Below are 12,450 nucleotides of genomic sequence, written 5' to 3'. Positions count from 1 at the left end.
CTGCCACTGTGCCCTTTGACAGTGATGCGGCCGCCGATCTCAACGAGCTGCAGGCCGCCGGGCTTGCCATCATGCGCAATGTCGAGACGGTCATCGACGGCAAGCATGAGGCCGTGCAGATCGCTTTGACCGTACTTTTGGCCGAGGGCCACCTGCTCATCGAGGACGTACCCGGCGTCGGCAAGACCATGCTCGCGAAGGCCCTCGCCCGATCGGTCGACTGCACCGTCGGGCGAATCCAGTTCACCCCCGACCTGCTGCCCTCCGACGTGACCGGGGTATCGGTGTTCAACCAGGCCGAGCGTCGGTTCGAGTTCAAACCCGGCCCGGTCTTCGCCAATATCGTCATCGGTGACGAAATCAACCGGGCGAGCCCGAAGACCCAGTCGGCACTGCTGGAGTCGATGGAGGAACGCCAGGTCACCGTCGACGGCATCACCTACCCGCTCGCCCTGCCCTTCACCGTCATCGCCACCCAGAACCCGATCGAGATGGAAGGCACCTACGCCCTGCCGGAGGCCCAGCGCGACCGGTTCATGGCGCGCATTTCCATGGGCTATCCCGACTCTGATTCCGAACTTGCGATGCTCGACTCGCGCGACACCGGCAGCCCGCTCGCCTTGATCTCGGCTGTCGTGTCGGGGGAGACCCTGCGGGACATGATGCTCACGGCGCGAGCGGTCTACGCCTCCGCTGCCGTCAAGGAATATGCGGTCAATCTGGTTCGAGCCACCCGCGACGATCGCGACCTGCGCCTCGGGGCCAGCCCGCGCGCGACCCTGCAGCTGATTCGTGCGGCGAAGGCTCAGGCCGCGTTGAGCGGTCGGGATTACGTGTTGCCCGACGACATCGACTCGCTCGCGGTGGCCGTCCTCGGCCATCGGCTGGTGCCCACCAGCCGCGCGTTGGGCCACCACCACCAGGACAGCGGCCCGGTGATCGACGACATCGTGCGCCGGATCCTGGCCGATACGCCCGTACCGGTCGGGGGTGGGGCATCCGCTCGATCAGTGCCGGCGGTACGGGCCGTTCCGCCTCGGCCCGTGGGTCCCACCGGAACGTCGTAGTCATGGCGGCACGCGGGGTGCGAGAGTTTGGGTCGGCGGCCAACGCCGAGTGGTTCACGCGGTTGGCCGCCCGATTCGCCACGCGGCTCACCCTGCGCGGCGTGCTCTTTCTCGCCGTCGGGGTCGTGCTGTTCATCAACGCGGTGCTGGTGAACAGCCGTGACCTGTTGTTCGTCGCCAGCCTCTTGGTCGTGGCGCCCCTGGTCGCGGCCGCGTATGTATCGCTTCGCCCGGCACGAGTCGAGGTGACCCGCATCTTTCGGCCGCCGATCGTGCCGGTCGGCGGCGAGAGCATGGTGACTCTGCACCTGCACAATCTGTCGGCAGCGCCGCTCGGGGGTGCCTCGTGGTGCGATACCCCGTCACCCGGCATCGAGACTCCGCCGGCAGTCAGCCTTGCGCTGGTGAGCCGGAACGGTGTGGCCGGCGACAGCGTGCACCTCGAATACACCGTCGTGCCGCGCCATCGGGGCGTCTACGAGGTCGGCCCCCTGCGCGTGTTTCGCGAGGACCCGTTCGGCTTGGCGCACAGTGACCGAAACGCCGGTTCCCCCCACGACCTGATCGTGACACCCCGGGTGACGCCCCTGCCCGGCAGCGGCCTGGCCCAGTCCAGCAACGACGGCTCCATTCGGGAACTGGTTCGTCAGGCCACCCCCACCTCCGACGAACTGATCGCCCGCGAGTACCGTCCCGGCGATGCGCTGCGCCGGGTGAACTGGCCGGCCACGGCCCGGCACGGTGAAATCATGGTGCGCCAGGAGGAACAGCGCAGCAACCCGGAGGCCCGCCTTGTGCTCGATACGACCCTGGCCGGAGCGGCCGGCCTGGGCGCCGGGCATGTTCCACCGCATCTTACGGCCGCCTTCGAACTCGAGATCGAGCTGGCGGCATCCGTTGGTGTGCACCTGCTCGACGCCGGATACCGCCTCGAAGTGATCGAGCTCGGCGCCAGCCAGTTGCTGCCGAGCGACCAACAGACCCTGGGCGGGCTGCACGGCGACGCGCCAGCCACTTTTCGTGCTCCCGGCGGTGATCGCGCCCTGCTCGAGGCCCTCTCGAGCGTGGTTCCGGTGCCGTGGCCGAGTCGCACCGCTCGCCTTGCCGCCGCGCGCCGGGTCACGGTGCGCGCCGCGCTGCGGGGCGCGCAGCCCGTGGTGCCCACCTTCGCGCTGCTCGTGAGCGTGTCCGAAACGGATGTCGACGGCCTGGTCGCCCTCGCCCGTCACGGTGAGCCCGCCGTTGCCTTCGTGCAGCGCACCGTCGCAGCTCCGGCCCGCCAACGCCTGCAGGAGGCCGGCTGGCGCTGCATCGAGCTCGCCAGCACCGACGACCTGGAAGAGGCATGGAACGACGTGAGCGGGGAGCGAGGCGCCAGCCGTGACTAGCCTGGCCACGAAACCGGTGCCGCTCCCGGTGCCGCTCCCGGTGCCTCTCCCCGTGAGCCGCCCGGCGCCCTCGCCCCGGGTGCCGCGCGTTCGGCGCGGCGGCCGTGACGCCGCTCTCTGGCCGCTCGCCATCAGCCTGCTGCTGCTGCTGCTCATCTGCTGCGCGGCTCTCGGGCCACTGCTGCGGGGCAGCGCCTGGTGGTGGGTCTCTGCCCTGGTGGGGGCTGCCGTGCTGCTGGGGTCCGCGCTGTTTCGACGGCTCGGGTTGCCACGCCCGATTGTTCCGGTGGCCAACGCGGTGGTGCTCGTTGGCACGATGACGCTGCTGTTCAGCGGCGGCACCGGACTGTTCTGGCTAATTCCGACGCCGCAAACCATCGGCACGTTCACCGAACTGGTCGCCGCCGGTGGGGCGTCGATCGCGCAGCAGAGCACGCCGGCTGAGGTGACCGTCGGCATCCTCTTTTTGTTGGCCGGTGGCACCGGACTGATCGCCGTGCTCATGGACCTGCTCGCCGTGACCCTGCGCTGGCCTGCCCTCGGCGCGGCGGGCGCACTCGTGCCGCTGCTCGCGCCGGGATTCATCATCGACGACGGGGCCGAGCTGGCCGCGCTCGTGGTGGCCGCGATCGCTTTTCTGCTGCTGTTGCGGGTCGACGTGTATGTGCGTCGCGCGCAGGAGCAAACGACTTCGGCGACCGGACCGCGAGCCTCTCGGGCGCCGCGGCGCCGCGGGCCGGGGCCGATCGGCGGCGCACTCGTCGTGGGATCGCTCGCCATCGTGGGCGCGCTGATTCTGAGCACGGTTGCCCCGGCGTTCACGGCCGGCGGGCTGGTCACGGCTCGGCCGGGCGGCCTCTTGTTCGGCAGAGGGGTGAGCCCCATGATCAATCTCGGGCAGGACCTGCGCCGGCCCAAGGCCGGACCAGCCTTTCACTACACCTCGACCGGCACGGAGCAGCCCTACTTCACCCTGCTCACGCTCGACGAGGTCATCGGTTTGAACTGGACGGCGCGCATCGACGGGGCGAACACCCGCAATACCGTCGATGATATTCAGCGGCCGTTCGGGCTCGACACCACCGTCGAGACGGTGGACGCGTCGACGTCCATCGTCATCGACGGCGTCAACAGCCACTGGCTGCCTGCGCCGGCCCGCGCAACGAGCATCGAGGGGCTCACCGGCCGCTGGTATTGGGACAGTCGAACCCGGGCGATCGCCAGCACGACCGCGAACACTCTCGGCCAGAATTACACGGTGTCGTCACTGGAGATCAAACCAACGGCCGACCAGCTGAGAGAGTCGAGCACCGACTACCCGGCGAGCGTTCTGGGAAACCTGCAGCTCCCGGTCAATCGGCCGCCGATCGTCGACGAAACGGCCCGGCAGGTGACGGCCGACACCGCCACGAGCTACGACGCCGCCATCGCACTCCAGACCTACCTGCGCAGCAGCGCCTTCACCTACGACACACAAGCTCCGGTTGAAGACGGCTACGACGGCGGTGGATTAGATGTCATCGGGGTGTTCCTGCAGGAAAAACGCGGCTATTGCGTGCACTTCGCCGCGACCATGGCAGCGATGGCGCGCAGCCTCGGCATTCCGTCGCGGGTTTCGCTCGGCTACCTGCCCGGCGTCAAGTCGCAGGACCTCGAGCAGGGCCGCGGGCGATACGACGTGGATTCACACGACCTGCACGCCTGGCCGGAACTGTACTTCGTGGGCATCGGCTGGGTGAAATTCGAGCCGACACCCGGTCGCGGTACCGTTCCCAACTACGAGCAGACGGTGGATGCTGACACCCCGACAGCCTTGCCGGGCGGAGCCGCCTCCACGAGCGCTCCCGGCCTCGGCGCCGACCGGCTGGCCGATGATTCGGCACTCGAACGCGGTGCGTCAGCGCAGGGCGCCGATACCAGCAACTTGCTCGGCATCATCGGCTTGAGCGTGCTGGGACTGCTCGTGCTTCTCCTGCCGGCAGCGGCCAGACGGATGCTGCGCCGCTCCCGCTTGCGCCGCATCCGCAGTGCCGGCGGCGGCGCGGGCCTCGCCTGGACCGAACTGCAGCACACCAGTCTCGATCACGGCCTCGTGGTACCGGTCACCGAAACGCCGCGAGCCTTCGCCGGCCGCCTGGAACGGCTGGGAACGCTCGACCCCGCGTCGACGGAAGCGCTCGAACGGGTACTGCTGGCGGTGGAACGATCACGGTTCGACCGAACACCGGCACGGGGGGACACCCTCGCCGCCGACCTGACCCTGGTGCTGCGGGCGCTGCACGCCGGCGCGAGTGTCTGCATCCGTTTGCGGGCGACGTTTGCGCCGACCTCATTGTTCGCCAGCCTCGGTGCGGTGCTGCGCGGGGAACGGCATACCGGAGCGCTCGCCCCCTGAACGGAGCACCCACGCAGAAAGCGTAGAATTTACGACCGTGACTAAGTTCAAGAAGACGCCGTACACGGTCGACGTGCGTGACCTCATCAACCGCCCGGGCACCATGCACGAACGCCACCTCGATATCGTTGTACCCGATGACCTCGGCGCCGGCCTCGTGGCTGTGAAAGCCGGCTCGACCCTGTCGACCGAGCTGCGCCTCGAGGCGATGCACGAGGGCATCCTGGTGAGTATCGAGGTCTACGCGCGGGCACTCGGGGAGTGCGGCCGGTGCCTCAAAGACATCGACCTGCCCGTTCGAGTTCAGTTTGCCGAGCTTTTCGGTTATCCTCAGGAGGAAGCCTTCGAGTTTGAGATTTTGGACGACCATGTCGATTTGGAATCTTTGATCCGGGACGCGGTAGTGTTAGCACTTCCGTTCCAGCCAGTATGTCGGCGGGATTGCCCTGGTCTTGACAGTGAGACCGGGCAGCCGCTTGCCGAACTACCTGAACTCGTTTCCGACGACGCGCTCGATCCCCGGTGGTCAGCGCTTGCGGGGTTTACGGCTTCCACAGACACGGGCATAGACACAAACACAGGCATGGGTGCGGACACCCATGTTTCAGACAGAGAAGAGAAGTAGTCATGGCAGTACCGAAGCGCAAGATGTCGCGTTCCAACACCCACTCGCGTCGCGCGCAGTGGAAGGCCACGCCTCCCACCCTCGTGAAGACCATGGAGGGCGGCAAGGTCGTTTACAGCCTGCCGCACCGCGCCAAGGTTGTCACCGACTCCACCGGCACCCCGTTGTTCATGGAATACAAGGGCCGTAAAGTCGCCGACATCTAAGACACCTTCTGCGCTTGTCAAAAGCGCCAGCAGGCCGCAACTCGGTCGGTGAAAGTGAATGAAGATGTATCGATGGAGAGTGTGAAGACCGAGCGGTCGCCCCTGTTGGCGACCCTCGGCGTGCAGATTGAACCGGTGATTTTGGAGCTTGCTCTGACCCACCGGTCGTTTGCGTACGAAAATGGCGGCATCCCCACCAACGAGCGCCTGGAATTTCTCGGCGACTCGATTCTGGGTCAGGCCGTCACGGTGATGCTCTATCGCACCTACCCCGACCTCGACGAGGGACACCTGGCCAAGCGCCGGGCCAGCCTGGTGTCGACGGCGGCGCTCGCCCGGATCGCCCGCGGACTGGGGCTGGGGGAATACATCCGGCTCGGTCGTGGTGAGATTCTCACCGGCGGTCGCGATAAGGCGTCCATCCTGGCCGACACCGTCGAAGCGCTCATCGGCGCGACCTTTCTCGACGCCGGTGGCGAGGTTGCCACCGCCTTCGTGCTGCGGCTGATCGCGCCGCTTCTGGCCGAACCAGGCCACTTCGGTGTCTCGATGGACCCGAAAACGGCTCTGCAGGAGCTCGCCGCCAGTGCCGGCGTCGGCGTTCCCGTCTACACGCTCGAAGCCAGCGGACCGGATCACTCCAAGGTGTTCGTGGCAACCGTCGCGATCGGAACCGTGGTCACCGCCCAGGGTGTCGGGCCGAGCAAGAAGTTCGCCGAGATGGCCGCAGCCCGCGAGGCCATCGACGGGCTCAACGCGCTGTAACTTTTTCGTCATGCCCGAACTCCCCGAAGTCGAGGTCGTGCGCGCCGGACTGCAACCGGCCGTCACCGATGCCGTCGTCACCGGTGTCGAAATCTTCGACGAACGCTCCCTGCGCCGGCACGTTCCGGCGGCCGAGTCCTTCACCGCGCAGCTCAGCGGACGCCGAATTCTCGCCGCCGTGCGCCGCGGCAAGTTTCTGTGGCTGCCGCTCGACAGCGGCCGCGCCCTGGTCATTCACCTCGGCATGAGCGGCCAGGTGCTGCTGCGCACACCGGGCGCCGCCGCGGATCGCATGTTGCGCATCCGCTTGACGCTTGACCACCCGACCCACGGCGAGTTGTGGGTCAATTTCGTCGACCAGCGCATCTTCGGCAGCATGGCCGTCGACAGCCTGGTGGCTACCACCGACGGGTTGCCGGGCGGCTATTGGGGAACGGGGGAGACGGATGCCGCCTGGCAGCGCCGCCTGCCCTCACAGGTCGCGCACATTGCTCGCGACCCGATTGATGCGTCGTTCTCGTCGAGCACGTTCTTGGCGGTTCTTGCCCGTAAGAACACCGGCATCAAGCGGGCGCTGCTCGACCAGAATGTGATCAGCGGCATCGGCAATATCTATGCGGACGAGGCGCTGTTCGCCGCGCGCATCCACTACGAGCAGCCCGCCGCGTCGCTGTCGCGGGCGAAGGCCACGGCACTACTCGCGGCCGTGCGCGCCATTCTGCACCGCGCCCTGGCCGAGGGCGGCACGAGCTTCGACGCCCAATACGTGAACGTGAATGGGCAGTCCGGCTATTTTGCGCACAGCCTCGAAGCCTACGGGCGGCAGGGTGCGCCCTGCTCCCGCTGCGGCACCCTGATCGTGCGCGAACAGTTCATGAATCGCGGTTCGCACTTCTGTCCGCGCTGCCAGCGCCTGCGCTAGTGCGGGTAGGTCAGTCGGACACGACACGTTTCCAGGCGCCCTCGTAGCCCATCGGCACGAAACCGAGCGCTTCGTTGACCGCGAGCATGTGCCGATTCTCCTCGGCGTTGAAGGTCGTCACCGACGGATGCCCGGGGCTCTCCTGCGCCAGGTATTCCAGATTCGCCGTCTTCAACAGCATGCCCAACCGGTGCCCGCGGTGCTCGCGCAGCACGAGGGTGTCCTCCTGACTGACCGACCGGCCCGGTTCGGCCGGTACCGACAGCTGGGTGAACGCCACGAGGTGCCCGCTCGGCCGGTGCAGCGCGGCGGCGGTGAGGATGCGCCGCGGGCTGGCGGCGCGGGACGCCTCTTCGTCGACCAGGCGCTCGGCCGTCCAGACATCTTCGGGCTCCTCGAGTCCGGCAGTCGGGGCATCGGTGCTCATCCGCGTGTAGAGCAGGGCGAGGTCGTCACGCCAGCGCGGGGGCGTGCCCTCGCTCCAAGAGTGCACGGTGTAATCGCGGCCGGCGTGCGCCGCGGCATCCGCTCGGAAGCGTCGGATCAGGCCGGGGTCGGCGGGCAGGGGGAGACGGCTGCCGCGTTCGACCTGCTCCAGCCGGTAGCCGCGGGAGAGCAGAAATCGCACCTCGGGGTTGCCCAGCGGAACAGACCCGAAGCCGGTCGGAGCGGGCAGGCGTTCGCCCGGAGCATCAGCTGACGCCGTGTAGACGATGAGCTCGTGCCGGTTCTCGGCGGCAGCGACCCGCTCGACCCGGTCAGCGAGCGCGGTGCCGACGCCGCGACGACGCCACGCCGGCAGTACCTGCACGCCGAGCCAGGCGTGGCCGTCGTTTTGGTCGAGCAGGGTTTCATAGGTGGCCCGCGCCACGACGGTGCCGCCGACGCGGGCGACGAACATCCGCTTCGGATGTGTTGAGCCAGACCGGAAGCAGTTCGACGGGCGAATCGTTGAGCTCGGCTGTGCCGAAGCCTTCCGTTTCGACGACATTGCGCAGCTCGGCGACGGCCTCGAAGTCGGGCCAGCCGGGCGCGGTGACAGACACCGGAATGACGAGTTCGTCGATCGAGAAGTCGCTCATGGTGCGCCAGAGTAGTCCGTGCTGCAACAGTGCGTGCCCAACTGCGGAGAATTATGCCGGCCGACCGCAGTTTGGGGGAGGCCCGAATGACGCATGTCTCCGCAGTTCCGCCCGCCACACTCCGCGCCGCGCGGATGTCCCGGCCAGTGTCGGTGGGGCACGGTACCGTTGAATTAGCCCAAGACTCACACTCGCGACCGACCGAAAGGGTGCCCGGTGTATCTGAAGAGCCTCACCCTCAAGGGGTTCAAATCGTTCGCCCAGCCGACGACGTTCGCGTTCGAGCCCGGCGTCACCTGTGTGGTCGGTCCGAACGGGTCGGGTAAGTCCAACGTGGTCGACGCCCTCGCCTGGGTGATGGGCGAGCAGGGTGTGAAAACGCTGCGCGGCGGCAAGATGGAAGACGTCATCTTCGCCGGTACGTCGACCCGGGGGCCGCTCGGCCGGGCCGAGGTCATTCTCACCATCGACAACGCCGATGGTGCCCTGCCGATCGACTACTCCGAAGTCACGATCTCGCGCACGCTGTTTCGCAACGGTGCGAGTGAATATGCCATCAACGGGCGCACCTGTCGGCTGCTCGATGTGCAGGAGCTGCTCAGCGACTCCGGCCTCGGCCGTGAAATGCACGTCATCGTGGGGCAGGGACAGCTCGACGCCGTACTGCGCGCGAGCCCCGAAGAACGGCGCGGCTTCATAGAAGAAGCCGCCGGAATCCTCAAGCATCGACGCCGCAAAGAGAAGACCCTCCGCAAGCTCGAGGCGATGCAGACCAACCTCACCCGGCTCAGTGACCTCGCCGGGGAGATCCGGCGCCAGCTCAAGCCCCTCGGCCACCAGGCCGAAATCGCCCGCGAGGCGCAGACCATCGCCGCTGTCGTCAGGGACGCTCGAGCACGGTTGCTCGCCGATGACGTCGTGACGCTGCGTACCGCGCTCGATGCCCACAATCGCATCGAGAGTGAACGCCATACCGAACGGGTGGTGCTGCAGGAACAGCTCGCGCAGAAACACGGGCGCGTCGAGCGGCTCGAACTCGCTCAGGTCGGCGATGCCGTCGACCTCGCCCGGCGTACCAGTTACGAGCTCGAATCCGTACAGCAGCGTCTGCGCGGCCTGTTCACCCTGGCCAACCAACGTCTGGCCCTGCTGGGTGCGCAGGCAGAGTCGACCGCGCCGGTGTCCAATGTCACCCCAACCATGCTGGCCGAGTCGGCAGCTCAGGTAGAGCAGTTGCGCGCCGGCATTGGGGCGGCTCAGAGTGCCTGCGACGATGCCAGGCAGCAGAGCGCGGCCGCGCGGTCGCGGCTCGATGCCGTCGACGAAGACCTGGCGGCGCAGGCAGCGCTCGTCTCCGGGCACGACCTGGAGATTTCCCACCTGACCGGGCAATCCGAGACGGCATCTTCGCGACTTGCGGCCGTGCGCGGTGAACACCTGCGGCAGCAGAACGCCCGGGACGCCGCGACAGACCGCAGCCATAAGGCCCAGCTGCAGCTCGACGAGCTGCCGGCTTCAGTTCCCGCTGGCGAGCCCGATTCGGGCGAGCTGGCCGAAACCTTCGAACGGGCGCAGGCCGCGGTGCAGCGCGTTGAGGTGGAGGTGGAGCGCCTGCGCGATGAGCTGCACCAGCACGAACGGGAACGCGACGCCCAGGCGGCCCGGCAGGGTGCTTTCTCCCTCGCCCTCGACCAGAAAGACGGCTCCTCCGCGCTGCTCGCCGCGCAGCTGACCGGCATTCGCGGTCTCGTGGCCGACCACGTGCGGGTGCAGCCGGGATTCGAAGCGGCGATCGCCGCCGCGCTGGGCTCCCTCGCCGATGCCGTGCTCGCCGAGAACCGCGACGCCGCCCTCGGCGCGATCGGGCTGGCCGCCCGCAACGATTTCGGGCGGGTCGAGCTGATCGTGGCCGATGCCGATGCCGATGCCGATGCCGATGCCGATGCCGATGTTGGTGCTGGTGCTGGTGCTGGTGCTGGTGCTGGTTCGAGTGCCGATAGGGCGAGCGTCGATCCGACCGGGAATGCACCGACCAGGGCTCCCGCCGGTCTGACCGGCGATGCACCATGGGATCTCGGTGCGCTGGCCGGCGTCCGATGGGCGACCTCGATTATCGACGGTCCGGCGGGTGTGCGCGGCCTTCTCGCCCAGACCGTCATCGTCGACGATCTCGCGCTGGCCTGCTCCGCCTCGCTGCCCGACAGCCTCACCGTCATCACCCTCGCCGGCGAGGTTGTCAGCCCGTGGGTCGTGCGTGGTGGGTCCGGTGCCCGGCAGAGCAAGCTCGAACTCGTCGCCGAACGTGATATCGCCGCCGAGAGGCTCGCAACGGTCACGGTGCTGATCGAGCGGGCGCGGTTTGATTTCGCCGAACAGCGCACCCTGTTGCAGGCACACAAAGAGCAGTCGGTGCGTGCCCGAGCTGCGCTGCGCGCCGGCGAGACCCAGCTCGCCGCCCTCACGGAGCGTCGAGGCCGACTCGTGGTGCAGGCCGATGCGGCCGCCGCCGACGTCGACCGGGTCGGTACCGCCCTCGAGCTTGCCAGCTCAGCCGTCACCGAGGCCGAGGCCGACGCCGCACGCGCCGCTGCCGCCCTGGCGAACGCCCGGTCGCAGCCACGACCCATCCTCGACGCGACTGTCCGCGACGCGCTCTACACCGAGCTCGAGGCGGCTCGCGAAACCGAGGTTGAGACCCGGTTGCAGGTGGAAACCGCCCGCGAACGAGTGCGCGCCGGAGAGCTGCAGGTGGCGACCCTCACCGAGCAGCTCGAGGCCGATCGAATCAAAGCCGCCGCTGCCGCGCGCCGCGCCGTCATCCGTCGCCGCCAAGTGGATGCCGCCTCCCGGGTCGCCGAAGCGCTCCCCGCCGTGCTCGCCGCGGCTGACCGCTCGGTCGCGGCCGCGCAACTCCAGCTGGCCAGCGCCGAGGCTGACCGAGCAAGCCAGAACACCGAGCTGCAGCAGCTGCGGCGCGAGCAGAACGCCCTGCGAGAGCGGCTTGCCTCCATCACCGAGAACGTGCACGGCCTCGAACTGGAAATCTACGAGAAGAAACTGCATCTGTCAGCCCTGCTGGAACGGGCCGGCAGCGAGCTCGGCCTGACCGAAGCTGTGCTGGTCGGTGAATACGGGCCGGACCAGCTCATCCGAGCCGATGGCACGCCCGGCAGCGCAGGCGACCACGACAGCAACACCGACACCGTCACCGACATCGGTGACAGTGACGCCGACGCCCGCAGCGCGACCGCCGGCATCCGCTTCGACCGGGCCGAGCAGCAGAAACGGTTCGCTGTCGCCGAACGCAAGCTCGGTCAGCTGGGCCGGGTCAACCCGCTTGCGCTCGAAGAATTCGCTGCCCTCGAACAGCGGCACAAATTTCTCACCGAGCAGCTCACCGACCTGACCGAAACCCGCAGCGACCTGCTCACCATCATCACCGACATCGACGCGAAGATGCAGACCATCTTCGGGGCCGCCTTCGACGACACCCAGGCGGCGTTCGCCGAGGTATTCCCGGTGCTGTTTCCCGGCGGCAGCGGCAGCATCTGGCTCACCGACCCCGACGATCTGCTGACCACCGGCATCGAGGTGTCGGTCAAACCGGCCGGCAAGAAGATCGAGCGTCTCTCCCTGCTCTCCGGCGGCGAACGCTCGCTCGCGGCCGTGGCGCTGTTGATCGCCATCTTCAAGGCCCGCCCGAGCCCGTTCTACATCATGGACGAAGTCGAAGCGGCCCTCGACGACGCCAACCTCGGCCGCCTGCTGACCATCTTCGAAGACCTGCGCGAGAGCAGCCAGCTCATTGTGATCACCCACCAAAAACGCACCATGGAAATAGCCGATGCCCTCTACGGCGTCAGCATGCGGCACGACGGGGTCAGCGCCGTGGTCGGCCAGCGCGTCGGCGCCCGCGCAGATCAGCGGCCGGCCGCGGCGCTGGGCTGATCCTCCCGCCGGGCGTGGGCCGTGGCCGCGCCCAATACGGGTGGCCGTACGG

General features: G+C 68.0%; 10 protein-coding genes. 8 read left to right on the top strand and 2 right to left on the bottom strand.

Translation table 11 applies throughout. From position 1 onward, the window contains the following. Nucleotides 1-71 precede the first annotated feature (71 nt). The 7 genes from BMW72_RS07615 (at nucleotide 72) to mutM (ending at nucleotide 7,368) form a co-directional block, all read left to right on the top strand. Nucleotides 72-1,067 (top strand): AAA family ATPase, encoded by a 996-nt coding sequence (locus tag BMW72_RS07615; RefSeq protein ID WP_174721738.1) that lies wholly within the window; start codon nucleotides 72-74, stop codon nucleotides 1,065-1,067. A gap of 2 nt (nucleotides 1,068-1,069) precedes the next feature. Then, nucleotides 1,070-2,455: a DUF58 domain-containing protein gene (locus tag BMW72_RS07610; protein ID WP_092108965.1), complete on the top strand. Its 1,386-nt coding sequence runs from the start codon at nucleotides 1,070-1,072 to the stop codon at nucleotides 2,453-2,455. Then, on the top strand, nucleotides 2,448-4,850 hold the full coding sequence (locus BMW72_RS07605; protein WP_092108962.1) for a transglutaminase TgpA family protein: 2,403 nt from the start codon (nucleotides 2,448-2,450) through the stop codon (nucleotides 4,848-4,850). Before BMW72_RS07610 ends, BMW72_RS07605 begins: the two co-directional genes overlap by 8 nt. 37 nt (nucleotides 4,851-4,887) lie before the next feature. Then, nucleotides 4,888-5,475, top strand: coding sequence for a YceD family protein (locus BMW72_RS07600; RefSeq protein ID WP_241984028.1), 588 nt, complete (start codon nucleotides 4,888-4,890; stop codon nucleotides 5,473-5,475). 2 nt (nucleotides 5,476-5,477) lie between these two features. Further along, nucleotides 5,478-5,681 carry a 50S ribosomal protein L32 gene (rpmF, locus tag BMW72_RS07595; protein ID WP_092108959.1) on the top strand — a complete coding sequence of 68 codons (204 nt, stop codon included), beginning with the start codon at nucleotides 5,478-5,480 and terminating at the stop codon, nucleotides 5,679-5,681. A 72-nt stretch (nucleotides 5,682-5,753) separates the two neighbouring features. Continuing rightward, nucleotides 5,754-6,446 (top strand): ribonuclease III, encoded by a 693-nt coding sequence (gene rnc, locus BMW72_RS07590; RefSeq protein ID WP_092108956.1) that lies wholly within the window; start codon nucleotides 5,754-5,756, stop codon nucleotides 6,444-6,446. A gap of 10 nt (nucleotides 6,447-6,456) precedes the next feature. Next, entirely contained in the window at nucleotides 6,457-7,368 is a 912-nt protein-coding gene (gene mutM / locus BMW72_RS07585) for a bifunctional DNA-formamidopyrimidine glycosylase/DNA-(apurinic or apyrimidinic site) lyase (RefSeq protein ID WP_092108953.1), read from the top strand. A gap of 10 nt (nucleotides 7,369-7,378) precedes the next feature. Here mutM and BMW72_RS07580 read toward each other — a convergent pair whose 3' ends face one another. Together BMW72_RS07580 and BMW72_RS18685 are read right to left on the bottom strand one after the other, a co-directional pair. Continuing rightward, nucleotides 7,379-8,269 carry a GNAT family N-acetyltransferase gene (locus tag BMW72_RS07580; protein ID WP_166787798.1) on the bottom strand — a complete coding sequence of 297 codons (891 nt, stop codon included), beginning with the start codon at nucleotides 8,267-8,269 and terminating at the stop codon, nucleotides 7,379-7,381. Then, the gene (locus BMW72_RS18685) at nucleotides 8,220-8,450 is read right to left on the bottom strand and encodes a hypothetical protein (RefSeq protein WP_166787797.1); all 231 of its coding nucleotides are present in this window, start codon (nucleotides 8,448-8,450) and stop codon (nucleotides 8,220-8,222) included. The genes BMW72_RS07580 and BMW72_RS18685 overlap by 50 nt, the downstream gene beginning before the upstream one ends. Before the next feature lie 216 nt (nucleotides 8,451-8,666). On the opposite strand from BMW72_RS18685, the gene BMW72_RS07575 reads away from it, so the two are divergent. After that, nucleotides 8,667-12,398 carry an AAA family ATPase gene (locus BMW72_RS07575; protein WP_092108947.1) on the top strand — a complete coding sequence of 1,244 codons (3,732 nt, stop codon included), beginning with the start codon at nucleotides 8,667-8,669 and terminating at the stop codon, nucleotides 12,396-12,398. Nucleotides 12,399-12,450 lie beyond the last annotated feature (52 nt).

It is taken from the genome of Cryobacterium luteum, from assembly GCF_900110125.1.
Classification (GTDB): domain Bacteria; phylum Actinomycetota; class Actinomycetes; order Actinomycetales; family Microbacteriaceae; genus Cryobacterium; species Cryobacterium luteum.
This window is presented reverse-complemented; position numbering and strand designations above follow the sequence as displayed.

What these genes read in the sequence shown, in the direction of transcription:
- rpmF (WP_092108959.1), top strand. Translation starts at nt 5,478, where the DNA reads ATGGCAGTACCGAAGCGCAAGATGTCGCGTTCCAACACCCACTCGCGT.
- BMW72_RS07615 (WP_174721738.1), top strand. Translation starts at nt 72, where the DNA reads ATGCGCAATGTCGAGACGGTCATCGACGGCAAGCATGAGGCCGTGCAG.
- BMW72_RS18685 (WP_166787797.1), bottom strand. Translation starts at nt 8,450, where the DNA reads ATGAGCGACTTCTCGATCGACGAACTCGTCATTCCGGTGTCTGTCACC.
- mutM (WP_092108953.1), top strand. Translation starts at nt 6,457, where the DNA reads ATGCCCGAACTCCCCGAAGTCGAGGTCGTGCGCGCCGGACTGCAACCG.
- BMW72_RS07610 (WP_092108965.1), top strand. Translation starts at nt 1,070, where the DNA reads ATGGCGGCACGCGGGGTGCGAGAGTTTGGGTCGGCGGCCAACGCCGAG.
- rnc (WP_092108956.1), top strand. Translation starts at nt 5,754, where the DNA reads ATGGAGAGTGTGAAGACCGAGCGGTCGCCCCTGTTGGCGACCCTCGGC.
- BMW72_RS07580 (WP_166787798.1), bottom strand. Translation starts at nt 8,269, where the DNA reads ATGTTCGTCGCCCGCGTCGGCGGCACCGTCGTGGCGCGGGCCACCTAT.